Annotated in this window: 21 protein-coding genes; 4 read left to right on the top strand and 17 right to left on the bottom strand. The window is 67.3% G+C overall.

Annotated elements, in window-relative coordinates:
* Positions 1-35: 35 nt before the first annotated feature.
* From hemL to VF167_11645, 11 genes are all read right to left on the bottom strand, one after another.
* Positions 36-1,325: a glutamate-1-semialdehyde 2,1-aminomutase gene (gene hemL, locus VF167_11695; GenBank protein HEX6926075.1), complete on the bottom strand. Its 1,290-nt coding sequence runs from the start codon at positions 1,323-1,325 to the stop codon at positions 36-38.
* A gap of 15 nt (positions 1,326-1,340) precedes the next feature.
* Positions 1,341-1,844: a YajQ family cyclic di-GMP-binding protein gene (locus tag VF167_11690; protein ID HEX6926074.1), complete on the bottom strand. Its 504-nt coding sequence runs from the start codon at positions 1,842-1,844 to the stop codon at positions 1,341-1,343.
* A gap of 27 nt (positions 1,845-1,871) precedes the next feature.
* Positions 1,872-2,765, bottom strand: coding sequence for an outer membrane lipoprotein carrier protein LolA (locus tag VF167_11685; GenBank protein HEX6926073.1), 894 nt, complete (start codon positions 2,763-2,765; stop codon positions 1,872-1,874).
* A 96-nt stretch (positions 2,766-2,861) separates the two neighbouring features.
* Positions 2,862-5,240 (bottom strand): DNA translocase FtsK 4TM domain-containing protein, encoded by a 2,379-nt coding sequence (locus VF167_11680; GenBank protein HEX6926072.1) that lies wholly within the window; start codon positions 5,238-5,240, stop codon positions 2,862-2,864.
* Between the two features lie 59 nt (positions 5,241-5,299).
* A complete protein-coding gene (locus VF167_11675) occupies positions 5,300-6,037 on the bottom strand; it encodes a 2-phosphosulfolactate phosphatase (GenBank protein HEX6926071.1) in 738 nt (245 codons plus the stop codon).
* 15 nt (positions 6,038-6,052) lie between these two features.
* Complete coding sequence (gene accC, locus VF167_11670; GenBank protein ID HEX6926070.1) at positions 6,053-7,387, bottom strand: acetyl-CoA carboxylase biotin carboxylase subunit; 1,335 nt, start codon at positions 7,385-7,387, stop codon at positions 6,053-6,055.
* 1 nt (position 7,388) lies between these two features.
* Positions 7,389-8,576: a PilT/PilU family type 4a pilus ATPase gene (locus VF167_11665; GenBank protein ID HEX6926069.1), complete on the bottom strand. Its 1,188-nt coding sequence runs from the start codon at positions 8,574-8,576 to the stop codon at positions 7,389-7,391.
* On the bottom strand, positions 8,573-9,172 hold the full coding sequence (gene accB, locus VF167_11660; GenBank protein HEX6926068.1) for an acetyl-CoA carboxylase biotin carboxyl carrier protein: 600 nt from the start codon (positions 9,170-9,172) through the stop codon (positions 8,573-8,575). Before accB ends, VF167_11665 begins: the two co-directional genes overlap by 4 nt.
* Positions 9,169-9,735, bottom strand: coding sequence for an elongation factor P (efp, locus tag VF167_11655; GenBank protein HEX6926067.1), 567 nt, complete (start codon positions 9,733-9,735; stop codon positions 9,169-9,171). The genes accB and efp overlap by 4 nt, the downstream gene beginning before the upstream one ends.
* Positions 9,736-9,794: 59 nt before the next feature.
* On the bottom strand, positions 9,795-10,247 hold the full coding sequence (gene aroQ / locus VF167_11650; GenBank protein HEX6926066.1) for a type II 3-dehydroquinate dehydratase: 453 nt from the start codon (positions 10,245-10,247) through the stop codon (positions 9,795-9,797).
* Entirely contained in the window at positions 10,244-11,959 is a 1,716-nt protein-coding gene (locus tag VF167_11645; GenBank protein HEX6926065.1) for a tetratricopeptide repeat protein, read from the bottom strand. Before VF167_11645 ends, aroQ begins: the two co-directional genes overlap by 4 nt.
* A 482-nt stretch (positions 11,960-12,441) precedes the next feature.
* On the opposite strand from VF167_11645, the gene VF167_11640 reads away from it, so the two are divergent.
* Positions 12,442-14,265: a peptidylprolyl isomerase gene (locus VF167_11640; GenBank protein ID HEX6926064.1), complete on the top strand. Its 1,824-nt coding sequence runs from the start codon at positions 12,442-12,444 to the stop codon at positions 14,263-14,265.
* A gap of 310 nt (positions 14,266-14,575) precedes the next feature.
* Here the strand turns inward: VF167_11640 and VF167_11635 are convergent, their stop codons facing one another.
* The 3 genes from VF167_11635 to VF167_11625 all read right to left on the bottom strand — a co-directional run bounded on the left by VF167_11635 (position 14,576) and on the right by VF167_11625 (position 17,797).
* Entirely contained in the window at positions 14,576-14,851 is a 276-nt protein-coding gene (locus tag VF167_11635; protein HEX6926063.1) for a hypothetical protein, read from the bottom strand.
* A 33-nt stretch (positions 14,852-14,884) separates the two neighbouring features.
* Complete coding sequence (locus VF167_11630; GenBank protein HEX6926062.1) at positions 14,885-15,871, bottom strand: polyprenyl synthetase family protein; 987 nt, start codon at positions 15,869-15,871, stop codon at positions 14,885-14,887.
* Positions 15,872-15,949: 78 nt separating this feature from the next.
* Positions 15,950-17,797, bottom strand: coding sequence for a tetratricopeptide repeat protein (locus tag VF167_11625; protein ID HEX6926061.1), 1,848 nt, complete (start codon positions 17,795-17,797; stop codon positions 15,950-15,952).
* A gap of 240 nt (positions 17,798-18,037) precedes the next feature.
* Here VF167_11625 and VF167_11620 point away from each other — a divergent pair, with 240 nt between their 5' ends.
* Together VF167_11620 and VF167_11615 are read left to right on the top strand one after the other, a co-directional pair.
* Entirely contained in the window at positions 18,038-20,794 is a 2,757-nt protein-coding gene (locus VF167_11620; GenBank protein ID HEX6926060.1) for a hypothetical protein, read from the top strand.
* A 44-nt stretch (positions 20,795-20,838) separates the two neighbouring features.
* The gene (locus VF167_11615; protein HEX6926059.1) at positions 20,839-21,207 is read left to right on the top strand and encodes a hypothetical protein; all 369 of its coding nucleotides are present in this window, start codon (positions 20,839-20,841) and stop codon (positions 21,205-21,207) included.
* Positions 21,208-21,399: 192 nt separating this feature from the next.
* On the opposite strand, the gene VF167_11610 is transcribed toward VF167_11615, so the two are convergent.
* The 3 genes from VF167_11610 to VF167_11600 form a co-directional block, all read right to left on the bottom strand.
* A complete protein-coding gene (locus tag VF167_11610; protein ID HEX6926058.1) occupies positions 21,400-22,077 on the bottom strand; it encodes a PHP domain-containing protein in 678 nt (225 codons plus the stop codon).
* Complete coding sequence (gene coaE / locus VF167_11605) at positions 22,074-22,685, bottom strand: dephospho-CoA kinase (protein ID HEX6926057.1); 612 nt, start codon at positions 22,683-22,685, stop codon at positions 22,074-22,076. The genes VF167_11610 and coaE overlap by 4 nt, the downstream gene beginning before the upstream one ends.
* A gap of 253 nt (positions 22,686-22,938) precedes the next feature.
* Positions 22,939-23,337, bottom strand: coding sequence for a type II secretion system protein GspG (locus VF167_11600; GenBank protein ID HEX6926056.1), 399 nt, complete (start codon positions 23,335-23,337; stop codon positions 22,939-22,941).
* A gap of 224 nt (positions 23,338-23,561) precedes the next feature.
* Here VF167_11600 and VF167_11595 point away from each other — a divergent pair, with 224 nt between their 5' ends.
* On the top strand, positions 23,562-25,685 hold the full coding sequence (locus tag VF167_11595) for a dehydrogenase E1 component subunit alpha/beta (GenBank protein ID HEX6926055.1): 2,124 nt from the start codon (positions 23,562-23,564) through the stop codon (positions 25,683-25,685).
* The last annotated feature ends 6 nt before the right edge of the window (positions 25,686-25,691 follow it).

The raw sequence follows: 25,691 nt of genomic DNA, 5'->3' as shown, positions 1-25,691 counted from the left end.
CAGCCGACGCTAACAGGAGTAGTAAGGTAGCACCCCTAACCGAGACTCTCCCGCAACGCCTCGCGAGCCCGATCGATGGTGTCGTCGACATCCGCTTCGCGGTGTTCGGTGGACAGGAAACCGGCCTCGAAGGCGGAGGGCGCGAAGAAGACGCCCCGCCTGAGCGATGCGTGGAAATAGCGTCTGAAAAGGTCGACGTCACTGGTCCGGGCCTCAGCGTAATTGCGCACCGGGCCGCGGGTGAAGAACAGCCCCCACATCGAGCCGAGGCTGCCGCCGGAGCAGTCGACCCCCAGCTCGGCCGCGTTGGCCAGCAGGCCATCCACCAGGCGCCGGGTACGTCGCTCCAGCTCGGCGTGCGGACGAAGCTCCTGAATCAGCTCGAGCTGCGCGATCCCCGCCGCCATCGCGACCGGGTTGCCCGAGAGCGTTCCCGCCTGGTACACCGGCCCCGAAGGAGCCACCTGTTGCATGATGTCGCGCCGCCCGCCGTAGGCCCCCACCGGCAGCCCGCCACCGATGACCTTGCCGAGGGTGGTGAGGTCCGGCGCGACGCCGAAACGCTCCTGCGCGCCGCCCGGCGCCACCCGGAACCCCGTCATCACCTCATCAAAGATCAGCAATGCCCCGTGGCGCTCGGTGATCGCCCGCAACCCCTCCAGAAACCCTTCGACTGGCGGAATGAAGCCGGCGTTGCCCACCACCGGCTCGACGATCACCGCGGCGATGCGATCGCCGTGGAAGGCGAAGGCGTCCTCCACCGCGTCGAGGTCGTTGAACGGAGCCGTCAGTGTAAGGCGAGAGAGCTCAGCCGGGACACCGGGCGAGTCCGGGAGGCCGAGCGTAGCCACTCCGGAGCCCGCTTTCACCAGGAAGGAGTCGCCGTGACCGTGGTAGCAACCCTCGAACTTCAACAGGAGCGGCCGACCCGTGAATCCGCGCGCCAGGCGCACGGCGGACATGGTCGCCTCCGTCCCGCTGTTGACGAAGCGGAGGAGCTCCATGGAGGGGAAGAAGGCTCGCACCAGCTCGGCCAGCCGGATCTCGGCGGGAATCGGCGTGCCATACGAGGTCCCTCGCGCCGCGGCCTCGGTCACCGCACCCACGACACGGGGATGGGCGTGCCCGAAGAGCAGCGGGCCCCAGGATAGCACGTAATCGATGTACTCGTTGCCGTCCACGTCCCACAGGCGCGCGCCCTTCCCCCGATCGACGAAAAAGGGTTCGCCCCCCACCGCGCGAAAGGCGCGCACGGGAGAGCTGACGCCACCTGGAAAGAGCTGCTGTGCCCGGTCGAAGAGGTCGTGCGAGTTGCGCTGGCTCATTCGCTCGGCCCCCGATCAGGAGCGGAAGTTCCCGAACTGCAGCTCGATGCCGAAATCCTCCTTCTTCAGCGCGGCGATCACCGCCTGCAGCTCGTCGATGGAGGGCGATTGCACCCGCACCTGATCGTCCTGGATCTGCGCCTGGACCTTCTTGAAGCCCCCGCTCTTGATCGCCTTCACGATCTCTTTCGCCTTCTCCGACGAGATGCCCTGCTGGAGGGTGATCAACTGCCGGGCCTTTCCGGCCGCCGCGGTCTCTACCTTACCGTAGTCGAGGTTACGGATGGGCACTCCACGCTTGATCAGCTTCGACTGGAGCACGTCGATCACCGCCTTGAGTCGGTATTCGTCGTCAGCGGTGAGGGTGAGCGTGCCGGCACTCCGATCGAAGTCGATCTCCGCCGTGGCACCCTTGAAGTCGTAGCGCTGAGAGATCTCCTTGCGCGCCTGGTTGACGGCGTTGTCGACCTCCTGCAGGTCGACGGACGAAGTGATATCGAAGGTGGCGTTCTTGGCCATGGCCCTGTGTTGATGGTGATCACGCCCTCATTGATCGAAGATCTCCGCGCCCGGCGGGGGCGTGAAGCGGAACAGATCAGCCGAGAGCTCCACATTCACCCTCAGATTGCGGAGCTCGACCGTCCGCACGTTTCCGTTGTCCTCGCTGATCTCGAAGCGGCGGGCGAGTCCGTCCTGGTCGTCGATCCAGATGCGCACGCGGCTATAGCCGCGCGGCTCGCGGGGGATCAGCGTGAGCACCTGCGCCGGACGACCCGCGACGGTTTCGGCCCCCTCGAGTGTGGCGTCGAACTTCTCGGTCGGGTTGCTGAGGAACTCCCGCTGCAGATCCAGTCGACCGGCCTGCCCCATGGAGGTCCGGATCACCTGCCCGGGATCGGTGCTCGGATAGTAGAGCCAGAGGTAGCTCCCGTCGGCCACCACGACATCCCCCTGTGGGTCACTGAAGCGCATCAGGAAGAGGTCGGGCTTGCGGTGGAAGAGCTCGCCGCGGCTGCGTTGGGTGTCGTCGAGTAGCGGGACGGTGAGGTCCTGAACGAAGTCGGCGCGCAGGGTACGCACCGATTCGTACGCCCGCTCCGCCCGGAGCAGGATCTCCTCGGCGGTGGGATCTGTAGTGGAGGGGTCAGCGGCCTCGATGTCGGCCTCGGCCACCGGATCCGACGTAGTCGGGGCGGTTGCTGTGGCTGGAGGATCGGCTGTAGTGGGGGTGTCCTGCGACGGCTCCGCGTCGGCGACGGCCACCACCGGCGCCGGCTCGGCGGAATCCGGCGCCGACGGCTGGTCGGCTGCAGCTACCCGCGGGGAGTCGCTGCGCCAGACTGGCACCCTCTGATTCTCAGCAACTCGCGCGTCGTCACCGCCGCGGCACGCGGAAGCGACGACGAGCGCGGCAATCGTCAACAGGCGTGTTCTCCGCATGCTTCATCGGCTCAGGTGAGCCCGCTCGTACCCGGGCGTGCACGACGCGTTCCGGGCATCGGCGCTGCTCCGGACGATGCGCACACGGGTCGACTATCATTCGGGGGCGATCTGATCGAGCTGGATCAGATCGACCAGCACCTCGCGCGGCTTGGAGCCATCCGGGGGCCCGAGCACGCCGGCGTGATGGAGCTGATCGATGATGCGGGCCGCCCGCCCGTAGCCGATTCGCAAACGCCGCTGCAGAAGCGAAGTGGACCCTCCCTGGTGCTGGATGCACAGCTCTGCCGCCTCCCGGAAGAGCTTGTCGCGCTCGGCGATGTCGTCCTCCGCTTCGAGGCGCTCCGACTCCCCTTCCGCCGCCCGAACGATCTCCAGGATGTCGACTTCCTGGGAATCAGCGACTTCCCCGGCCGCCGCCTTCCGTAGCGCGGCTTGCTCCCGGTACCAGTCCATCAACCGCTCCGTCTCCTCGGTCGACAGGAAGGCACCCTGGATCCGCAGCGGATCACTCTGTCCGGGCGGGAGGAAAAGCATGTCGCCGTTGCCGAGCAGACTGTCGGCGCCGTTCTGATCGAGGATGGTGCGCGAATCGACCTTGGAGGAGACCCGGAATCCGATTCGGCTCGGGAAATTCGCCTTGATGAGGCCGGTCAGCACGTTCACCGAAGGGCGCTGTGTGGCCAGGATCAGGTGGATGCCGATCGCGCGCGCTTTCTGGGCGAGGAGCGCCAGCGGTTTCTCCACCTCTCCCTGCACCGTCATCATCAGGTCGGCCAGCTCGTCGATGATCAAGACGATGTAAGGCAGGGGCCCCGAGCGGTAGATCCAGCGATCCGGGTCGCCGTCCTCCCCCTCCGGGTCTGGCGACCGCATCATCTGCCCGCGCTCGAGCCGCTGGTTGAAGTCCTGGATGTTCCGCACACCGTTGTGCGAGAGTAGCGCGTATCGCCGCTCCATCTCCAGGACCGCCCATTTGAGCACCCCCGCCGCCTCGCTGTTGTCGGTCACCACCGGGTGCCGAAGATGGGGGAGGTCGTTGTACATGCTGAGCTCCACCATCTTCGGGTCCACCATCAGCAAGCGCAGGCTGCGGGGGGAGTGCCGGTAAATGAGCGAGGTGACGATGGTGTTGACGCAGACCGACTTCCCCGAGCCGGTGGCGCCGGCGATGAGCAGGTGCGGCATGCGGGCGAGATCGGCGACGTACGGCCGGCCCGCGATGTCCTTCCCCAGCGCGAGCGGGAGCTGCGCCCGGCTCGAGCGGAATGCCGGCGACTCCAACACCTCGCGGAAGTAGACCATCTGCGGCTCGGGGTTCGGCACCTCGACGCCGACCGCCCCCTTACCGGGGATCGGCGCCACGATCCGCACCGACGGCGCACGCAGGGCCAGCGCCAGATCCGCATCGAGATTGGCGATCCGGGCCACCTTCACTCCAGGCGCCGGCGCCAGCTCGAACTGCGTCACCACCGGGCCGACCGTCATCCCCACGATCTCGCTCTCGATGCGGAAGGTGGCGAGCTTGGCCACCAGCGCCTGGCCGAGCTCGTCGAGCGCCTGCCGGTTGCGAGCGTCGTCGCCAGGGGGTGGTGGGGTCAGCAGGGTGGTGGGCGGCAGATCAAGCGCATCCGGATCCCCCGCATCCTCGGCCAGCAGCTCCGACCGCGCATCGCGAGCCTTGCTCCTCGAAGCCGCGGGGGGTGCGGACGGGGCGTCGCTGGATGTAGCGGCCCTCGCGGCAGAGTCGATTGGTGGCGGAAGCGGGAGGGTGTCCTCGTCGTCGAGCCAGGTGTCCTGTGAGTCCGCCCAGCTCGGATACGCGTCCTGCTCGTTCTCGAAGGCTTCGGTGCGCTCCGGGTCTCCGTGCCGCGCGGAAATGCCCGGCCGTGGAAGGATGGCCACCCCGGCGGCCACTCCGCGCCGGGCGCCTCCCAGCGCGTTGAGCCCGCCGCGAAAGGCCGCGCGCAGCGGATTCCACCCCACGGTCACGACGGAAACAGCGGCCAGAGCAAAGGTCAGCAGCAGTCCCGCCCCGAGCCAGCCGAATATCGCGGCCAGCGGGGCTCCGAGCGCCACGCCGAACCACCCGGCGGAGGCGGGTACTCGGCCGGAGGGTGAGGAGAAGGCGAACAGCAGCGTCGGGAGCAGCAGGATCACCCCCGCCAGCAGTCCCGTTCCCCGCCAGGCGGTGGCGCGTTCCACGCGCCCGAGCACGTGCGCCGCCCAGACCGCCGGGAGGAACGGGAGCAGGAACCCGGTCACTCCAAAAAATCCCCACGCACCCGCGGCGATCGCGCGCCCCACGCGGCCGACGATGTTCCCCTCCGGGAAGAGGCGCGTCCCGGTGGAGCCCATCCAGGATGGCGGCACGAAAGAGAGGAAGAGGAGGATCGCCAGGGCGAGCAGCGCCAGCGCCCAGAGCTCCCGCTCCAGGCTGTGCGAGCCGGCGTTGGACGACTTCTTACGTGCCATCGAACTTCGGGGAGGAAGAGCCGGATCCCGAGCTGCATCCGGCCGGTTCGAGCGCCTGGCTACGAGCCGACCGGTGTCTGGGAGAGCGTGATGGTCCGGTCGTGCAGGATCGGCACGATGTCGTGGGTGTCTACCCGCGCGCAGAAGGCGAGGTCCTCCGACATTCCGGCCATCTCCACCGCCCGACCGGAGCGGGTCATGCGGAAGAGGGTCTCGTCAGGCGGGAACTCGCGAGCGAGCGCGAGCGCCGCCCGCGCGCCGTCGTTCAGGACCCAGTCGCCTGGACGGGCTTCCATCAACCGTGAGGCGAGCAGCCCCGCGCAGGAAGCATCTTCCAGCGCGAAGTGCTTCTCCCGGCCCGAGCAGACGAGCACAGGCTCGGCTTCGGCGCGCACGAGGTCCTCCACTACCGCGCGCAGGTTCAGCATCGCGGCGATGAGCACGCGCGCAGCGCCGCCCGTCATGGACATCAGGTGGGTGCCGTTGGTGGTGCTCATCACCAGGGTCTTGCCGGCCACCCGATCGGGCGAGAACTCCCGGGGTGAGTTGCCGAGATCGAAGCCCTCGATCGGCAGGCACTTGCGCTCACCGCACAGCAGAACGTCGTCGCGGCCGAAGGTGTTCGCCAGCCGCAGTGCCTCTTCGATCGAGGACACCGGGTAGATCGACTTCGCGCCGGCACTCAGCGCCTGCACGATGCAGGTCGTCGCGCGCAGGATGTCGATCACGACCACCGGCCGGTCGAGGATGTCCGCGGGAGAAAGCTCCCCGGGCGTCAGAAACACGTCCAGTCTCATGCAACTCCTGGCAGGCTATAGACCCATTCGCTCGAGGAACTTCGTATCAACGTCCCCGGCAATGAAGTCCGGGTGATCCAGCACCCGGAGCAGGAAGGGGATGGTCGTATGGACCCCCTCCACGACGAAAGAGGAGAGGGCGATGCGCATGCGCGCCAGCGCCTCCTCCCGGCTGGAGCCGTGCACGATCAGCTTCGCCAGCAGCGAATCATAGAACGGCGGTACCCGGTAGCCGGCATAGACGTGCGTGTCCAGGCGCACGCCCGGTCCGCCGGGCGGATGAAAAGTCTGGATGGTTCCCGGCGACGGAGCAAAGTTCCGGTCCGGATCCTCCGCGTTGACGCGGCACTCGATGGCGTGCCCCCGGAACTCGATTGGGTCGGACACCGAGAGCGGCAGGCCAGCGGCGGCACGGATCTGCTCCTTCACCAGATCGTACCCGGTGATCATCTCCGTGACGGGATGCTCCACCTGGATCCGGGTGTTCATCTCCATGAAGTAGAAGGAGCCATCCTCGTCGAGCAGAAACTCGATCGTACCCGCGCCCACGTACTCGATAGCGGACGCGCCGCGAACCGCCGCCTCCCCCATCTTCTGGCGCAATTCCGGGGTGAGCGCCGGGGAGGGAGCCTCCTCGATCAGCTTCTGGTGCCGTCGCTGGATCGAGCAGTCGCGCTCGCCGAGATGGACCACCCGTCCGTGCTGGTCGCCCAGAATCTGAAACTCGATGTGCCTCGGCCGGGCAAGGAACTTCTCGATATAGACGCTCTCGTCCCCGAAGGCGGCCGCTGCCTCGTTGCGGGCCATGGCGAACTGGCGGAGGAAATCCTCCGCATCCCGAGCCACCCGCATCCCTTTCCCCCCGCCACCGGCCGCGGCCTTGATCAGCACCGGGAATCCGATGTCCCGGGCTGCCTTGAGGGCCTCCTCGGGGTCGGTCAACACGTCGGTGCCCGGCACGATCGGCACGCCCACCTCCTTCATCGCCCGCCGGGCGGCGGCCTTGTCACCCATCTGCCTGATCTGCTCGGGCGTGGGTCCGATGAAGGTGATGTCGCTACGCTGGCAGATCTCCGAGAATTCGGCGTTCTCCGCGAGGAAACCGTACCCGGGGTGGATGGCGTCAGCGCCGGTGATCTCGGCGGCGGCCAGTATCCGTGGGATGTTCAGGTAGCTCTCGCGCGCCGACGGCGGACCGATGCAGACATCTTCGTCGGCGAAGCGCACGTGCAGCGACTCACGGTCTGCCTCCGAAAACACCGCCACCGTGCGTACACCGAGCTCCTTGCAGGCGCGAATTACCCGCAGGGCGATCTCGCCACGGTTGGCGATGAGGATCTTCCGGAACATATCAGATATCCCCCCGACCGGCTCCAGGCTCGAAGGTCAGGTCGGAGGAGGCTTCGATGCCCGAGGCGCGCAGAGCGAACTCGGACGGGCTGGTGGCGTAATGGAGGGCCATCTCCTGAGTGATCAACCCGTTACGGTAGAGGTCCATCAGGCTCTGGTCGAACGACTGCATCCCGTATTGGGTTCGCCCCTCGGCGATGAGATCCAGCAGCATGTGGATCCCCTCGCCGGAGCGGATGCGGTCGGATACCGCGGCGGTATTGATGAGGATCTCGGCCGCGGGGACGCGCCCACTCCCGTCCGCCCGTGGGATCAGTCGCAGCGATATGACCGCCCGCAGCGCATCGGCCAGCAGGTTCCGGATCTCCCCGTGCTGGTGCGGCGGGAAGAACGACATGACCCGGGTGATGGTCTGGCTGGTGTCGGTCGTATGAAGGGTGGAGAACACGGCGTGGCCGGTGTTCGCCGCCTTCAGCACCGTCTCCATGGAGATCCGGTCACGGATCTCTCCCAGCATGACGACGTCCGGATCCTGACGAAGAACGTGCCGCAGCGCCTCATTGAAGGACAGGGTGTCGTTCCCCACCTCGCGCTGGCTGATCATCGCCTTCACGTCACGGTGGAGGAACTCGATGGGGTCCTCGATCGTGACGATGTTGACCGCTCGCCGCTCGTTGAGGTAGCGGAGCATGGTGGCGAGGGTGGTCGATTTGCCGCTTCCCGTCGCCCCGGTCACGAGAACCAATCCGCGCGACGAGAGGGCGATCTCCTTCAGCACCGGGGGCAGAAGGAGGTCCTCGATCGATGGGATCTCGAAGGGCACGGCGCGGAAAGCGAAAGCGAGGGTTCCCCGCTGCTGGAAGAGGTTGACCCGGAAGCGACCGAGACCCTGCACGCCCACCGCGAAATCGATCTCCTTCCGCTCCGCGAATTCCTCGCGCTGCCGCGGGGTGAGAAGCTGTTCCGCGGCACGCCGCAGGTCTTCGGTGCGCAGCGGGGGGAGCGGGGTCTGGATGAGCTCGCCGTGCACGCGCACGACAGGTGGACGCCCGACCTTCAGGTGCAGGTCCGAGCCCCGGCGCCGGATCATCTCCTCCAGCGCGCGGCGGAGGCTGAACTCGCTACCGTCCGCCGGGGCGACCGGGCGAGGGTCGGCCTCGGTCCGCAGCGGGCCAGCGTTCTCGCTCACGCGTCAGGCTCGATGCGATAAAGGACCTGCCCGTACTCGACCGGCTGTCCGTTCTCGACGAGGATCTCCCGCACCACGCCGGCGACGTCCGATTCGAGCTCGTTCATGAGCTTCATCGCCTCGAGGATGCAGAGGGTCTGCCCCCGGACCACGCGCGAGCCGACCTCGACGTACGGGGGGGCCTCCGGGGAAGGAGCGCGGTAGAAGGTGCCCACCATGGGAGACTTGATCTCCACCCAGTTGTTCGGGGGCGTGGTGGGTGGAGCCGGCACCGGCGGTTCAGCTGCGGCGCCCGGCGCGGGTGGCGGCGCAGGCGGATTGGCCGGGGCCGGCGGGGGCGGATGCGCCTCCGCGGCCGGCGCGACGGAGTGGGCCGCGGTCGCGGCGCCGCCCGGCGTCTTGGAGATGCGGATACGGGTGCCGCCGCGTGAGATCTCGAGCGAGTCGATACCGCTGTCGTCCACCGCCGCGATCAACCCCCTCAGGAAATCCAGGTCGGCGATCGGCTGCGGCGCAGCGCGCAGCTGCTCCTCGCCGGACCCGGACCCGCTCCCCTCCCCCTGCGAAGTCGGACGCTGCCTTTCCGGACGATTCATCGGTTCGCGCGCTCGAGATACTTGTCCTCGCGCCGGTCGACGCGAATCACGTCTCCCTCGTTGAGGAAGAGGGGGACCTGAACCACGGCCCCGGTTTCGAGTTTCGCCGGCTTGGTCCCGCCCTGGGCGGTGTCACCGCGCACGCCGGGGTCGGTCTGGACAATCTCCAGCTCAACGAAATAAGGCAGCTCCACGGAGATGATCCGGTCGTTGTGGACCAGCCCCTCGCATTCCATGTTCTCCTTCAGGTACAGCAGCTGGTCCTCCCCGATCACGTCTTCGCTGAGGGGAATCATCTCGAAGGTCTGTTGGTCCATGAAATAGTACAGCTGCCCGTCGGTGTAGCTGTACTGGACCGGTCTGCGCTCCAGGCGCACCTCCTCGACCTTCTCACCCGCCCGGAAGGTCCGCTCGAGGACCGCACCCGTCAGCACGTTCTTCAGCTTGGTCCGGACGAACGCGCCACCCTTACCCGGCTTCACGTGCTGGAAGTAGATCAGGGTGTACAGCGTGCCGTCCAACTGGAGGGTCATTCCGTTGCGAAAATCGGCGGTCGTCGCCACGACGTCTCCCTTTGAATTACGCCGGTGGCAGTGCCCCCGGCGTGGTCCATGTTATCGCTTCAGTTCGCGCTGTTCGCGATCCGTCGCAGATACCCGACGAGACCGCGCAGCCCTAGAAGGTAACTCTCCACGCCAAATCCTGCGACCACTCCCACCGCGCGATCGCTGAGGTAGGAGTGGTGCCGGAAGGGTTCACGTGCGTGCACGTTGGAGAGATGCACCTCCACGTAGGGGCGCGCGACGCCCACGAGCGCGTCCCGCAGGGCGATGCTCGTATGCGTGTACGCCCCGGCGTTGACGAGGAAGCCGTCGACCTCCCCCGCCAGGGCGTGCACATAGTCGATCAGCGTGCCCTCTCCGTTCGCCTGGAAGTGCTTCACCTGTACCCCCAGCTCGGAGCCGAGGCTCACCAGGCGCGCATCGACCTCGGCCAGCGTGTCCGCACCGTAAATCGAGGGTTCGCGCTGGCCGAGGAGATTCAGGTTGGGGCCGTGAAGGACGGCGATGATCATCTCTTCAGGCTCCGCAACCAGGCCTGGAACGACTCGAGGTCCTCGTCGTCCGTGGCGTCGCCCGCGGCCTCCGCGCGTTCATCACGGGCCGCGGGCGACGGCTCCGCGGGCTCGGGGTGATCCGCACCGTCTTCAGCGGGAGCCGATTCGGCTTCCTCCAACCCGTACTCGGAGTGGGTGCTCGACTCCGATTCCGCAATCGGCTCCGCCTGCTCGAACGTATCGCCCTCCGGCAGCTCCCACGGGAAGGGCTCGTCGTCCGCAGAACCCGTTCCGGTGGATGACCACGGCCGCTCGACCTGCTCGAGGTAGGGAAGGTCGTCACCCTGCGGTTCGTCTCCTCCAGCCGCGGCTCCCCACGGCTCCGACTCGGCTCCGGCGTACGGCGCCGACTCACTCGAGGAGTCGATGGTGGCCGAGGTCTCCGGTGCCGGCTCCGTCTCCCCGGGGTCTGCCGTGGACGGCGGGGCGGTGGCCACTTCCCCGGCGGTGAATTCCTCCTCGGGCGCCGTGGCCTCCGGCGTTGCCGAGCCCGTGGCCGTCCTGCCCTGGCCCGGCCTCCACGCCGCCAGCCCGGCGAGGAAATCGACGATGGTCGCGCCCCCTCCGGCGCTTGCCGAAGCGGCCAAGAGCTCCGGCGAAGCCCCTTCCGCAGTGCTCACCCCGACCTCCTCGTCGCTTTCCAGCCACGACTCCTCACCCAGAGCGGTGGCAAAGCCCTCGGAGACGCTGTCGGCGAACGCATCCTCCTCTGCATCCGATTCTGCATCCAGCGATGGGGTCTCCAGTGCCTCGTCGTCCCGGAGCGTGAGCTCGGGGAGTTCCTCCTCGCCCCCTGCCTCGCCCACCAGCCGCTCCAACTCGGCGAGTCGACGCTCCAGCGTGGAATCCCCCCCACGCCGGCGGATCAGCTCGCGGTAGACGTAGATCGCCCGATCGTGCAGTCCCTGGCGCGCATACAGCTCGGCGATCGTTTCCGTGACCACCTCGCCCGCCCCCGTGCCGCCATAGCTTTCCGCATCCGGCTCCTCGTCCGAGGGCTCGAGCTCCGATTCCAGCCCCGACGGGGCGGCGACGGGCTCATCCACATCGAAGGCTCCTTCAGGCACTGGAGAGGGGGCGATGGTGGCGTCTTCGAGAGAGATGTCGCCGTAGAACAGGGGATCGTCGGCGCCTGCTTCAGCGGCTTCGCTCCCGGCGTCAGCCGGGACCTCGGCACCGGTCGGCTCGACATCGCCGGCCTGCCACCAGTCGCCGCCCGCGTGGAACTCTTCCTCCGATTCGTCCGCCGAAGCCGGGCTACCGAGCCGCTCCAGCGCCTGCCGCGCCTCCTCGTTCATGGGGTCTACGGCCAGCAGCTCATTGTACCATTCGACCGCCTCGTTGGTCCGTCCCGCGGCCGCCGCCAGCTCGCCCAGAGTGCGTAGGGCGATGAGGTTCTGGGGATCCTGGGAGAGCACGAAGCGGAACTCCTCCTCGGCCTCCTGCACCGCTCCTCGATCGGCCAGGCAGCGACCCAGCACGATGCGCGCGCTCAGGTAGTCGGGATGTCGCTCGATACCCGCGTGCAGCAGGGCTTCGGCCGTCTCCAGATCGCCGAGCTTCCGGTATGCGTTGGCAAGTGGCACGAAGAAGCGACCCTCGGGATTCTCCGCGTGCTTGCGCTCGAGCTTTTCGATCTCGAGCTGGAGCTCGGAGGGGGACTCAGCCATGGTCGGGCCCGCGCGGGGAATTGAAAAGTGACGGATTGAGGGCGTTCAAGTTACACGCTCGCTCCAGGGTGGTCAATTGAGGGAGGACGGAATCCGGGAAGCCAGGAGCCAGGAGCCAGAAGCCAGAATTTTCTTGTTCGGGGGTTCCTTGACCAAGGGGGCGATAGTTCCCGAAAGAGGCTGCCGCCTTCGCCGAGAACCCACCCCAAAGTACCGGAAGCAGCTAGTTCTGGCTTGAGTTTTCCCGTCCGACGGCCGGCGGCTGTGCGCGGGCCATGAGCCACGGCTCAAGCTTGACGTTCTGGGCTGGTGTCGACGTGAGCCAGGACGCCAGGAAGCCCGAGGAAGGGGAATTCTGGCTTCTGGCTCCTGGCTTCTGGCTTCCGAACTTGCGTCTCGCTCTTCGGATCCGCTAAATTCCGCTGTTTCCGATACATCGTGCATGCTGAACCGCCCCATCTGAGCTGGAGCCTGATCCGACCATGATGCAAGATCTGCGGGAGAAAACGAAGATCATCATGATCATCGTAGCCCTCGCATTCGTGGGCTTGATGGTCTTCGAATGGGGGATGGACATCTCCGGTCGGAGCGCGGGCATGCAGACGGGCGAGCTGGGGCGCGTCAACGGTCAGTCCATCTCCTATCAGGCATATTCGGCTGCTTACCAGGAACTCTACAACCAGGCGCGGGCGCAGGCCGGGGGTGAGCTCACCGCCGAACAGATCCGCCAGCTCGAGGATGCGGCCTTCAATCAGGTGGTGAACGACATCCTGATACAGCAGGAGATGGAGCGGCGGCAGCTGGGGGTTACCGACGAGGAGATCCGCCAGGCGGCGCTCTGGAACCCGCATCCGCAGCTGATGCAGAACGAGCTGTTCATGACCGATGGACAGTTCGACATCCAGAAGTGGCAGCAGTTCCTGACCGGGCCCACGGCGAACGAGCAGATGCTCCTCCAGCTCGAGGCCTATTACCGCAGCATCATCCCGCGCGAGAAGCTGCTGCGTCAGGTGACGGCGGGGATGTACATCTCGGACGCCGAGCTGTGGCAGCTCTGGAAGGATCGCAACGAGACGGTCACGGCGGACTACGTCGCGCTGAACGTGGCGAAGCTCGTCCCCGGCGACGTGGAGGTCACCGACGCCGAGATCCGTGCCTACTACGAGCGGAACCGCGATTCCTTCCGCCGTCCCGCGACCGCGCGGTTCACCATCGCGATGCTCTCCAAAATTCCTACGGCGGAGGACACGGCCGCCTCGCTGCAGCGAGCGCAGGCCGTGCGACAGGAGATCCTGGACGGGGCGGACTTCGCCGCGGTGGCGCAGCGGGAGTCGGCCGATCCGGGTACCCGTGATCGCGGCGGCGACCTGGGGCAGTTCACGCGCGGGCAGATGACCGAGGTCTTCGACGAGGCCGCGTTCTCCCTGCCTATCGGGGAGCTCTCCGAGCCGATCCTCTCCCCCTTCGGTTATCACCTGATCCGGGTGGAGGAACGGGAGGGGGATACGGCCCGTGCACGGCACATCCTGATCCCGATCGAGCCCACCGAGGCGGCGCTGGACCGGCTCTATGCCCGTGCAGACTCGCTGGAGACGCTGGCCGAGCAGGTCGGGGTACAACGCGCGGCGCGGGCCACCAACGCGATCGTGCGCCAGAGCGTACTGGTCTCCGCCGAGCAGTCGCTGGTCCCGGGCATCGGCTCCACGCTCGAGGCGATCGAGTGGGCCGAGGAGGAATCCGCCGCGGAGGACGGAGAGACCGTCAGCCCGCTCTTCGAGACTCCCCAGGCGTTCTACGTGGTGGAGCGAGAGGCCTTTACGCCGGCGGGGCAGATGTCGCTGCAGGAGGCCACGCCTGAGATTCGCCGGCGCCTCATCCAGGAGAAGAAGCGGGCCCAGGCGCGCGAGATCGGAAGTCAGATCGTGGCCGAGGTTCGGGGCGGCAAGACCCTGGAAGCCGCGGCGAGCGAACGCGGGCTAGAGGTGCAGTCGATCGGACCGGTGACGCGCCTCAGCCCGAACCCGGCGTTCGGTCAGGCGAATGCCGCCGTGGGTGCCGCCTTCGGTACTCCCGTGGGCCAGGTGAGCGACGTCGTCGAGACGCCCGCCGGCCTCTTCATCGTCCGTCCCACCGAGCGCACCGAAGCAGACCCCGAGGAATTCCAGAAGCAGAAGGGCTCGCTCCGCATGCTGGTGCAGCTCCAACAGGGCCAGCAGGAGATCGCCCGGTTCGTCCAGAGCCTGCGCGAAGAGGCGGAGATTGTGGACAATCGGGAGGAGGTGTTGAGGAGGACGGTGGCGAGCTAGGGGAGGAGCTAGGAGCTAGAAGCTAGAATATTCTGGGGCCGGCCTCGATGTGAGAGCGCCGGCCCCGGAGCATTCTACCTATCCTCCTTCTGCCCCCTCAGGTGCCAGACGTCTCTATCTCGGGCGTGCCGGAGCCTCACGTAATCCGAGGTTGGCGCCTGGAGCCACGGACTGCAGCCGGCCCGACGAAGTGGCTCGGGGAACAAGGGTCAGAATGCAGAATCCAGAACACGGCAATGGGCCGGCCCTAAACCTCGAGGCCGGCCCAAAGAATTCTTGCTTCTAGCTTCTGGCTCCTAGCTTCTTTCCCTTACAGCCACGCCCTCGCCGCCAGCGCCACGATCAGTATTCCCGCCACGCTGAGGGCGTTGAGGTGGAAGACCAGGGGGCCGATGGTCACGCCGACCGCGACGAGGTCGATCACCAGAGGGCCGAAGGCGGCGGCGACCGAGGTGGTGAAGAACTCCCTGGCCGCGCTCTCCGGGAGAAAACGAACGGTCAGCTCCGTCAGCAATGCGCCGAGCACCAACCCCACCAGCACGACCATCGACAAGCGACCCACCCTTCGGCGGATTGCAACGTTCATCAACCCTCCAACCGAGGCAACGGTTTATTCCCGTCAGTGGCGGCGTTCCACGACGTAGGCGATGCTCTCCCGCAGCGCCTGGAGAGCCGGGCTCATGGGCAGGCCTTCCAGCGACTCACGCGCCCTCTGGGCGAACATGAGCGCCTGCGACTTCGCATAATCCAAGCCGCCACGATCGCGCACCATCTGCACGATCGCCGCGATCTCGGCGTCGTCGGGGATCGGCTCGGCGAAGAAGGCCTCCACCCGCTCCCGCTCGCTCCTGCTCATCCGCGGGAGCGCGTACAGCAAGGGAAGGGTCACCTTGTGCTCCCGCAGGTCCAGCCCGGCCGGCTTGCCCAGCGCGGCCTCGTCGGAGGTGTAGTCGAGCAGGTCATCCACGATCTGGAAGGCCATCCCCAGATCGTGCCCGAAGCGGGCCAGGGGCACCCGGTAGGTCGGATCGCCGTAGAGGGCGCCGAGCTCGCACGCGGCCGCGATGAGCGACGCAGTCTTGCACTCGATCAGCAGGTGATAGTCCTGCTCGGTGAAGTCGAGGGCATCGCAGGAGGCGAGCTGCCGCAGCTCGCCCACCGACATGGCGTTGGCCGCCGCAGCGAGGATGCGCACCGGCTCGATGTCTCCCAGCCGGGCCAGCTCGCTGACCGAGCGGGAGTAGAGATAGTCGCCCATGATGATGGCGACCTGGTGGCTCCACATGGCGTTGACGGTCGGCATCCCCCGCCGCAGAACGGAGTGGTCGACGGCGTCGTCGTGGACCAGAGTGGAGAGATGGATCAGCTCGACCACCGCGGCGAGCGATTCCGCCTCGGGGCGCGAACGGCCGCCGATCTCGCTGCAGAGAAGGAGGAGGCTGGGACGGAAGAGCTTGCCCCGCACCTGCAGCAGGTAGTCGTTGATCTCGGTGACCCGATCGAAATCGGCCGCGACGATGCGACGGAACTCGTCGACGACCCGGTCCAGCCGATCGACGATGGGATCCTGGATCTGGGACAGCTTCGGAGGCGCGGTGCGAAGCATCTGCTCGTAGCGCGGGAAAGTTGAACGCGGGCGGGCGGGAAGCTAACCGCCGCGCGGACGACTGTCAAAACCCGGCTGTCAGCGGGATTGCAGTCGTTCGAGTCGCTGTGCCGCGTCGCGAAACGAGAGATCGACCGCCACGATGCGCTCGTACGTTCCCCGGGCTTGCTCCCGCTGACCCAGTTCTTCCTGGCAGCGCGCGAGACCATAGAGCACCCCCACCAGATCGCTTTCGCCCACTCCCTCCAGGCGGGTCGCACGCTCGAAAACGCGCGCCGCGAGGGAGGTCTGCCCCTTCAGAACGAAGCACTCACCCAGGACCTCCAGCGTGGCCAGGGGATTGGCTCCACCCCTCAACCCGCTCTGCAGGTGGATAATGGCGTCGTCCAGCAGCCCCATCTCCTTGAATGCCAGACCAAGATCATAGTGGCTGGCGGAATCCTTCGGGTCGAGACTGCGCGCGATCTTCTGGCGGAAGAGGTTCAGGATCTCCTCGAAATCGGATTCCTCGTCTCCCGTCGGCTCCAGGGCCGCCACCTGGAAACGGGTCGCCTCCTGCTGCACCCCCGACAGGATCAGCTCCCCCAGGTCCACGTACTCCCGTGCTGGTGAAAGGCTCGTGGGCGCTCCCACCACGGCTCGCGCCCGCTCGTTGTCGGGCTCGAGCTCGAGCACTCGCCGGAGCGCGTCGCGTGCGGCGTCCACCCTCCGCTCCGCTTCGAGCGCATCCGCGAGGGCGAGGTACGCATCGAGGAGAGCCTGCCGATCTCCCGCGCGCAGCGCCCGCTCGACGCGCCGCTGCTGCAGAGCCGTATCGCGCGGCTCTAGCCGAGCGAGCTCCTCCACGAAGCGCAGCGCCTCGGCCATGCGCCCGGCCTCGGCGAAGTGACGCTCGGCGTCAGCCAGGGCCTCAGCAAGTTCCGGAGCTCCGTGCGCTCGCAGCAGGGCGATCAGTTCCCGGCGCGCCGTCAGGTCACCCGGGTTGTCGGCTACGCGCGCTCGTGCGGCGGCAATCTCCTCCGCCGGGGTCGGCGCAACGGTGCCCGGCTCGACGCCGAGAAGCGGCAGGGGTTCGACCTCGGCCGCGTCGGGCTCTTCTTCCTCGGAAACCTCGCCCCCTTCCAGATCGAGCGATGCGAACACCGCCGGATCAGACGCGCCCTCGGCGGCGTCGCTCTCCAGCTCCACCTCCGGTGAGGCGTCGAAGGGCCCTTCGACGCGTGTAGGCTCGAAGCCTTCGAGTGGCTCCACCTGCGGCGCAGCGTCGGGTGCACCCGCTGATGTTTCTACCAGCTCCTCTACCCCTACCTCGTCTACCTCCGCCGGCGCGGCCCCGACGTCGGGGTCGGCCTCCAGGACAGCCGCCGGCCCGGCTTCCGTTTCCGTCGGAGCGATGCGCTCGCGCACGGACACCTCCGGCAACGACACGGGCGGGTACGGCGGCGCCTCACCCGCGAGCTCTACCAGCCGCGCGCGAACGGCCTCGTCTTCCGGGAAGAAGGAGAGACACTCCCGTAGGGCGGCAACCGCGGCGGCCTCCTCGTTCGTGGCGATCGCGCGATCGGCATACGCCAGAAAGCTGCTCCGCGCGTCGCGAGCATATCCCAGCGACGCCGCCAGGCGGGCGCTGCGCAGGAAGCCCTCCGGCCGCGATGAATCCACCTGCTCCGCACGCTGACTCTGCGCCAGGGCCAGATTTGCCAGCCCCATGCTCTGGTAGCGCTCCGCTGCGGTGGCGTAGCTCTCCGCGGCCTCCGTCTGCTGCGACAGGGCGAGGTGGAGGCGCGCCTTCCGCACCCACACACCGCCGTCACGCTGCCCCGCGGGCTCCTCCAGAATGCGCTCGTACAGCTTGAGCGCCGCAGCGTGCTGGCCGGCACTTTCCAGGCTTCGCGCCTGCACCTGCAGATCTCGCAGATTATTCATCCGTTTCCACCGTAAAACCGCTTTCGAAGGCGTACGCGGGAAGCGTGTTGCCGCCCCCGAACGAAAGTCGATCTATCCGGAAAATCCAATGGCGCCTTCGCCCGACGGGTGGCAACCAGCGGGGCTGCGAGCCGTTCGAGCGCAGGACGACCGCGGCGCCTGGCGGCATACTTGCGAATTCGCGACCGCGGCCGGAGCTTGCGCCCCCAATTGCAGAGTATCGACACACGTCCGCAATTCATGGTTCACGTTCCCACGATCCCACCCTCGGAGCGATATCCCGGCCGGCCGACGGGAGGGCGTCTGGTGGTCATCGCGCCGACACGCGCGGCGTGCGAGACGATCGAGCTCGGAGTGGGTCTCACCGGGATCCGGACGGTGCTGGAGGAGGAGCACGGGGACGACATCCGGCGGCTTGCCGCCAGCGGCCAAGGCTTCGGGATCGTTGCCGGAACGGGAACCGGCAAGACGCTGGCGATCCGGCCGATCGCCGAGGAGATCGTCGGTACGCCGTTGCGGGTGGGGGTGGTGAATCGCGAACGGGAGGCGACGCCGGAGACACCTACCTGGAACGTGGTCATCGTTACCACGGGGATCGCGCGACGCTGGCTCCAGGACGATCTCATCGTAGGCGATGACACGATCGTGGTGGACGAGATCCATCAGACCTCGGCCGAGCTGGAACTCTGCCTGGCATTGGGAAAGCGCGCCGGGTGCCGGTTCATCTGGCTCTCCGCAACGGTCGACCCCACCTTCTACGCCGAATACCTCGATTCCGCGGAGGTCATCGAGACCAGCGCCTTCGATCCGCAGAAGGCCGCCCGGGTGCGCATTTCCCGGACCACGCAGCCGCTGGAGTTTCTCAGCGACCGGTTCCTGCGGCACGTCATCAAGGAAGACCGCGGAGTCGCGGTCTTCGTACCCACCAGGGCTTCGACGGAGGAGATCGCGACCACCGTGGCCGGGCGGTGGCCGAAGATCTTCACCGCCTACTATCACGGCGGTGAGCCCATCACCAAGCTCCGCCCCTTTCTCGAAGGCGACGCTCCCCACCCCTACCTGCTGTCGATGACGGCGGCGGGACAGTCCGCGCTCAACATTCAGGGGTTGGACACCGTGGTGATCGAGGACGCGCAGTTCACCACGCTGGTCGAACGGGGCAAGGGCGTTCTGACCCGCCTGCCTCTGGGCGCCAACGAGATCCTGCAGATGGCGGGGCGAGTCCACGGCCGGGTCGAAGGGGGAGAAGTGTGGATCCTGTCGGAGCGAGACATCGATTTCGACTCGCTGCAGCCGACGGCGCCCAACTTCCAGCTCGCGGGGGATCCGGAGCGTGTGGCGATGACCTGCGCCGACATGGGGGTGAGGGCCGACGAGCTGGACCTGCCGGTTCCTCTCGACAGGATCGCGTACCGGAGGGCGGTCGAGCTGCTCGAGCGGCGCGGCCTCATCGAAGGGGATCGGCTGACGCGCTACGGGCGAGAGGTGGAGGTGCTCCCGGTCGATCGTCCCTGGGGTGAGCTGCTGGTCCAGGGTCCGTCGGAGCTCGTGCCTGTCGTCGCCACCTGCGCGTCGATCGAGTCCCTTCATCGGATGACCCGGGCCGACCGGTACATCGGGGCCTATGTCGTGCCCGGCAGCGACCATCTCACCGCGTATCAGCTCTATCAGGACGCGCTGGAGCAGTGCGGCTCGCTGGGAACCGTGTACGGACTGCCGCGGCATCTGTTCGACGAGACCGCGCTCACCGAGTGGGCCGACGAGCGGGGCGTGCTGGTCCGCTCGATCGAAGACGCGGCGCTGGGGATCGCCTCCATCTACCGGTCCATGGACCTGGAACTGCCGGCGCGCTTCCCGCGACTGACCCGCAAACTGGAGCGAGAGTGGCAGCGGCTCCTCGCGCGGGTTGCCCCTTTCGCCCTGGTGATCGACGAGGAAACGAGCTGGGGAGAGCAGGTGCGGGTGTCGCCCACCAGCGTCTGCGGCCGCTGGGGCGCGGTGATGGGAGACCTGCGCTACTTTTCCGATCGCTTTGGCCGCGCACGCGGGTCCATCGAGGGCACCCAGATCCCGTACGAGCTGCTGTGGGAGTTCGCCGAACGCGGGGAGGTCGAGGTTGTTTACGATCCCGGGCATCGTCGCGCTCCGCTGCGCGCCCGATCGGTCCGCAGCTACCAGGGCTTCGAGCTGGACTCCGAAGAGCAGCCGATCACGGAGTTCCCCGAGAATCTCGCGGAGGCGGCCCGGGGGGCGCTCGCTACGGCCATGGCGGCGGGGGTGGCATACCACCGCGACGTGCGAGAGAATCGGGAGCGGGTGCGAGAGCTCCGCGAGGTTTACCGGCGCTCCGGAGGAGCCACCCGGGAGGTGTCCGAGGAAGCGCTCCGCCAGTACTTCCTGGCGAAGCTGCAGGGGGTCGGCTCCTACGCGGAGTTCCTCGAAGCGGACCTGAAGATCGACCCGGACGAATGGGCCACGCCCGAAGAACGGCAGCGCTGGCTCGCCCTCCCCGATACCCTGGAGCTCAGCGGCGAGGAATGGCCGCTGGACTATGCAATCGAGGAAGGAACGGCGGTTGTCCGGGTGCGCGTACCCGAGAAACTGCTCCAGCGGATCGACAACGACGACGTTCCGCAGCTCGACCGGCCGCTGCACTGGACCGTTCTCCGCGGCAAGCGTGAAGCGCTGCGGGCAACCTCTCTGCAGGAGGCCAGAGAGCTCGCCGCCCGCCCACGCGTGGATCTGCGCCAGGAGGGGCTGCTCGTGCGTGAACGACCGGAGCGACGCGGGCGGGGCGGCGCGGAGGAGGGGCGCGGACCGCGCCGTGGGAAGCGATCAGGACGACGGGAGCGAGCGGGTCCGCGGCCAACAGGCCCAGCGACCGGGCGGAAGGGCACCTCGCGGGACGAGCAGGGCGAGCACGACGAGAAGGGACGCACCGAATCGAGAGGACGCAGGAGAAGGGAGCGTGGCCAAGGGAATCGCCGCCGACGCTGATCACCGGGCTAGCGAGCAGTTCCACCCCTGAACCGGGAAGAGAGATGACAAACGATCAACACCTTCATCACGAACACCATCACGACGAAGAGGGGGAAGGAACACTCGGCATGGCGTTCGGCTTCCGCACGGTCCAGCAGGGCAATCAACTCTACCTGGTCGAAGCGGAGGTCGCTCCCTACGTGGACGAACCCTCCGAGCTGGGCGCGACGCTGGTCTTCCACTCGCTGGAATGGATCGACCCGACCGGCGACGTGGAGCTCCCCGCCTGGACGATCGACATCGACCCGGACCTCGTGCGCAAAGGCTCCGACCCGATCCCGACCCAGTTCGCCTCCATCGCGCGACAACTGCACCAGCTCACCAGCGAGCAACTGCTCGAATACCTGGCGATTGCGCAGGAAGCGGAATAGGACTGCAATTATGAATTACGAATTATGAATTACGAATTACGGCAAACCGCAGAGCTCACAATAGAGGAAAGGGCGGTGTTCCGCGCGTCCGCTGGGCTTACCTTTGTGACCTCTGCCGTTCGCAACGGCTCCGTAATTCGTAATTCGTAATTCGTAATTCGTAATTCGTAATTCGTAATTCGTAATTCATAATCACACCCCGAAGATGCGCTTGTGCGCCTTCGCGTACGTGGACGCGATCCTCACCCAGGGGCCGGCGAGGGTGCGGCGGCCGATCTCGCCCCGGGCGAGGGCGGCAAGGAAGCTTTCGCGGGTGGGTTCGAAGGGGGGCATCTCGACGAAGCCGTTGCCGAGCTCGGCGGCGGTGTGGGCGTCTGAGCCAGCGCCCGGCAGCTTCCCTTTCGCGGTCGCCCAGGCGAGGGCCCGGGCGTTGGTCGCGGCGCGGAAGCAGCGGGCGTTGTGGACCTCGACCACATCGATGAGGTCGGCCAGGCGATCGGCGTGCGCCTCCCCGGCGCCCGAGCGGCCCACGTCGAAGGGGTGGGGAAGGTAGACGACTCCGCCCTGATCCCGGATCCGCTCGGCGACCTCACGGGCGGGCGTACCGCGGGGGATCAGCTCGCGGAGGAAGAGGCCGATCAGGTCGAACCCCTCGCGGGTCTTCACCTCCTCGCCGACCAGGATGAGGTCCGGCGCCCGGGCGTACATCTCCAGGGCGCCGTCAATGGCGTTGTGATCGGTGACGAAGGCGCGATGGATCCCGCGAGCTCGGAGGGCGTCGAGGTAGCGTTCGGGGGTAGTGAGGCAGTCGAAGGAGCGGCGCGTGTGGGTGTGCATGTCCACCCGGATGCGGGCCTCCCCCACGTTCACTTCCCCTCCCCTGCCCGACGCAGGATCTCGCTCCAGGCCTCGCGTGCGCGGTTTCGTAGCGCTTCCAGCGATCCGGCGTTGTCGATGATGATATCCGCGCGGGGGCGCTTCTCGGTGGCGGGCATCTGTGCCGCGATCATGCGGTCGGCCTCCACCGGGTCGAGTCCGCGGTCGCGCACCAGCCGCTCTCGGCGGACCGCCTCCGGGGCGTCGACCAGGACCACGAGGTCGAACTCCTTTTCTCGCCCCACCTCGAAGAGCAGAGGGATATCGGCGACCACCACCGGGTCGCCCTCGCGTTCCGCCGCGGCGAACTCGGCGTCGCGCGCCGCGGCGACGAAGGGGTGAATGATGGATTCCAACTCGCTGCGCGCCGCCGGGTCGGAGAACACACGGGCGCGCATCGCGGCCCGATCCAGCTCACCGGCGGCGTTCAGCACGCCTGTCCCCCAACGCTCGACGATCCGTCGCAGCCCCGGACTGCCCGGTTCCACCGCCCGGCGCGCGAGCTCGTCCGCGTCGACCACCCTGGCTCCCAGCTCTCGCCAGACATCCACCACCGTCGACTTGCCGGCCGCGATGTTCCCCGTCAGCCCGACCTTGAGCATGTCTCCTCCGTTGCAGTTGCGAGCAGCGAAGGTAGGGCGGGGCGTGAGGGGGTGACAAGGTGACAAGGTGACAGGGTGAACGGCTGAAGCGGGCTGGCAGGCGAAAGGCCTCTGGTTGGCAAACCGTCAGCATGCGGGCTGTCGGAACGCTCGCCTTCGGGCTGGGCGCTTCTAGGTGCAACCACCCCTGACTCAGATCGCCGCCCTGCCACGCCCTCCACCTTGTCACCCGTTCCGTCACCCCGTCACCTTGTCACCTTGTCTCCCCCAACCTCCCCGCCGCCTCCTCCTTCCCCACCGGGGGCGACAGGATATCGTCCTCCGTCCCGATCTGACGGTCGGGGCCGGCGGAAGCCACCTGGAGGCCGTCCGCGGTCTGGAGCAGGTGGTACGGGGTACCCCAGGGATCCAGATGGCTGTCCTTCTGGAAATAGTGGCGGCGCACGAAGTCGGGAATCGGCCCCACCATCGGAATTTCGTGGTTGGCCGCCCTCTCCGCCTCGATCGTTCGCGCGATCTCACTCACCCTGGAACGCACGGACCACTCGTAGGCCGGATTCAGGATGGGAGCGAGGTGAGGACGGATCCATGCCCGCGCGGTGGGACTCGCCACCACGACGAGCAGACCGCAGACGAGAAGGAGTCTGAGCATAGCCCCTCCCGAGGCACTGCCGAGGGAACACTGACGCGCCTTGAAGCGCGCGAAACACATACACTTCCACCCGCGGAGCGGTGGCCCGGACCTTTCGGCTCCAGGCCGTTCCGCGCACCGGGGCAGCCTGGCCGGGCCCCGCCGGCGCTGGTATACTAACCACAGCAGCCCTGACGGGACGGGAGAAAGAAACGCCTCCCGATCCCCCATGCCAGGAAAGCGAAATGGCGACTCAAACCGAGCCTCAGACCGAGCCGACCCTCGATCGGGAGACCCTTCTGGGGTACTACCGCTGCATGGTCCTGTCGCGCCGCCTGGACGACAAGGAGATCCAGCTCAAGCGGCAGAACCGCATCTTCTTCCAGATCTCCGGCGCCGGCCACGAAGCGATCCAGGTCGCGGCCGGGGGCCAGGCCATCCCGGGAGTCGACTGGTTCTATTTCTATTATCGGGACCGCGCGTTTTCTCTACAGGTGGGAATGACGGCGCTCGACCACCTGCTCCAAGCGGTGGCGGCGGCTTCGGACCCCTCCTCGGGTGGTCGTCAGATGCCCTCACACTGGGGGCGGCCCGACCTGAACATCGTCTCCACCTCTTCTCCGACCGGCACCCAGTTCCTCCAGGCCGTGGGCACGGCCGAAGCGGGCGTCAGGGCCGGCTCGCTGGGGGACGAGGAGCTGGTCCGGGCGACCCGCGCGCGCGACGACGAGGTGGTCTTCGTGAGCGGGGGCGACGGCACCACCTCGGAGGGGGAGTTCTGGGAGAGCCTGAACACCGCCTGCAACCTTTCGCTTCCCGTTGTCTACGTCATCCAGGACAACGGGTACGCGATCTCTGTCCCCGTGGAGGTCAACACGGCGGGCGGCAGCATCTCCCGGCTGGTGCGTAGCTTCCCCAACCTGCTGGTGATGGAGTGCGACGGCACCGATATCGTCGAGAGCCATCAGACGATGAAACGTGCGGTCGAATGGGCCCGCGGCAGGCGGGGGCCCGCCTTCGTCCACGCCCACGTGATCCGTCCGTACTCACACTCGCTCTCCGACGACGAGCGCTTCTACAAGACGGCCGAGATGCGTGAGGCCGAGGCGGCTCGCGACCCGATCGTGCGGACCGCCACGCTCCTGATGGAGGAGTACGGGGTCTCGCGCGAGGAGCTCGACGCGATCGAACGGGAGGTGCGCGAGGAGGTCAACGCCGCGACGGACCAGGCGCTCGCGGCCGAACAACCCGATCCCTCCACGGCGCTGGACTTCCTCTACTCACCCGACCGCCCCCCCACCGCACCCGAGTTCGACACGGAAGACGAGCCTCGCTTCCAGGGGAGCGAGACCACGATGGTCGATCTCATCAATGCGACGTTGCGGGACGAGATGCGTCGCGACCCGCGGGTAGTGATCTTCGGCCAGGACGTCGCCGACTGCTCGCACGAGGAGATCCTCGATCGAGTACAGGGTAAGGGGGGCGTTTTCAAGGTGACGGCGGGTCTGCAACGCGAGTTCGGATCGACGCGCGTCTTCAACTCGCCGCTGGCCGAGGCGAACATCGTGGGACGCGCCTACGGCATGGCGGTGCGCGGCTTCAAACCCGTAGTCGAGATCCAGTTCTTCGACTACATCTGGCCCGCCATGATGCAGATCCGGGACGAGGTCGCGACGCTCCGCTACCGCTCCAACAACCTCTGGAGCAGCCCGATGGTGATCCGCGTCACCTACGGGGGCTACCTCAAGGGCGGGGCGATCTACCACTCGCAGACGGGCGAGTCGATCTTTGCGCACTGCCCGGGGCTACGGGTGGTGCTCCCGGCCACCGCGCTGGACGCGGCGGGCCTGCTCCGCACCGCGATCCGCTGCGACGATCCGGTCATCTTCCTGGAGCACAAGCACCTCTATCGCCAGGTCTACAACAAGAGCCCTTATCCGGGGCCCGAGTACATGATTCCCTTCGGCAAGGCGAAGGTGGTGCGGGAGGGAAGCGACGTGACCGTCGTGACCTGCGGCGCCCTGGTGCAGCGCTCGTTGCAGGCCGCCCGGATGGTCGAGGAGCGTTCGGGGATATCGACAGAAGTGATCGACCTGCGCTCGCTCAACCCCTTCGACATGGAGACCATCGCGGCCTCCGTGAGGAAGACCAACCGGGTGATGATCGTGCACGAGGACGCTCTGTCGTGGGGCATCGGGGCCGAGTTTGCGGCGCGCATCGCCGACGAGCTCTTCCCCTGGCTGGACGCCCCCGTGCGCCGGGTGGCCTCTCTCGACACCTGGGTCGCCTACGCCCCCCGCCTCGAGCGAGCGATTCTGCCCGAGGCGGAGGAGGTGGCAACGGTCATCGAGGAGCTGCGCCGATACTGAGGCCCC

It is taken from the genome of Longimicrobiaceae bacterium (assembly GCA_036375715.1).
GTDB lineage: Bacteria > Gemmatimonadota > Gemmatimonadetes > Longimicrobiales > Longimicrobiaceae > DASVBS01.
The sequence above is the reverse complement of the archived record's forward strand: the minus strand, read 5'-3'. Positions and strand labels throughout refer to the sequence as shown.

Excerpts from the sequence above, each read along its gene's own strand:
- hemL (HEX6926075.1), bottom strand. The coding sequence starts at position 1,325 with ATGAGCCAGCGCAACTCGCACGACCTCTTCGACCGGGCACAGCAGCTC.
- VF167_11690 (HEX6926074.1), bottom strand. The coding sequence starts at position 1,844 with ATGGCCAAGAACGCCACCTTCGATATCACTTCGTCCGTCGACCTGCAG.
- VF167_11685 (HEX6926073.1), bottom strand. The coding sequence starts at position 2,765 with ATGCGGAGAACACGCCTGTTGACGATTGCCGCGCTCGTCGTCGCTTCC.
- VF167_11680 (HEX6926072.1), bottom strand. The coding sequence starts at position 5,240 with ATGGCACGTAAGAAGTCGTCCAACGCCGGCTCGCACAGCCTGGAGCGG.
- VF167_11675 (HEX6926071.1), bottom strand. The coding sequence starts at position 6,037 with ATGAGACTGGACGTGTTTCTGACGCCCGGGGAGCTTTCTCCCGCGGAC.
- accC (HEX6926070.1), bottom strand. The coding sequence starts at position 7,387 with ATGTTCCGGAAGATCCTCATCGCCAACCGTGGCGAGATCGCCCTGCGG.
- accB (HEX6926068.1), bottom strand. The coding sequence starts at position 9,172 with ATGAATCGTCCGGAAAGGCAGCGTCCGACTTCGCAGGGGGAGGGGAGC.
- aroQ (HEX6926066.1), bottom strand. The coding sequence starts at position 10,247 with ATGATCATCGCCGTCCTTCACGGCCCCAACCTGAATCTCCTCGGCCAG.
- VF167_11645 (HEX6926065.1), bottom strand. The coding sequence starts at position 11,959 with ATGGCTGAGTCCCCCTCCGAGCTCCAGCTCGAGATCGAAAAGCTCGAG.
- VF167_11640 (HEX6926064.1), top strand. The coding sequence starts at position 12,442 with ATGATGCAAGATCTGCGGGAGAAAACGAAGATCATCATGATCATCGTA.
- VF167_11635 (HEX6926063.1), bottom strand. The coding sequence starts at position 14,851 with ATGAACGTTGCAATCCGCCGAAGGGTGGGTCGCTTGTCGATGGTCGTG.
- VF167_11630 (HEX6926062.1), bottom strand. The coding sequence starts at position 15,871 with ATGCTTCGCACCGCGCCTCCGAAGCTGTCCCAGATCCAGGATCCCATC.
- VF167_11625 (HEX6926061.1), bottom strand. The coding sequence starts at position 17,797 with ATGAATAATCTGCGAGATCTGCAGGTGCAGGCGCGAAGCCTGGAAAGT.
- VF167_11620 (HEX6926060.1), top strand. The coding sequence starts at position 18,038 with ATGGTTCACGTTCCCACGATCCCACCCTCGGAGCGATATCCCGGCCGG.
- VF167_11615 (HEX6926059.1), top strand. The coding sequence starts at position 20,839 with ATGACAAACGATCAACACCTTCATCACGAACACCATCACGACGAAGAG.
- coaE (HEX6926057.1), bottom strand. The coding sequence starts at position 22,685 with ATGCTCAAGGTCGGGCTGACGGGGAACATCGCGGCCGGCAAGTCGACG.
- VF167_11600 (HEX6926056.1), bottom strand. The coding sequence starts at position 23,337 with ATGCTCAGACTCCTTCTCGTCTGCGGTCTGCTCGTCGTGGTGGCGAGT.
- VF167_11595 (HEX6926055.1), top strand. The coding sequence starts at position 23,562 with ATGGCGACTCAAACCGAGCCTCAGACCGAGCCGACCCTCGATCGGGAG.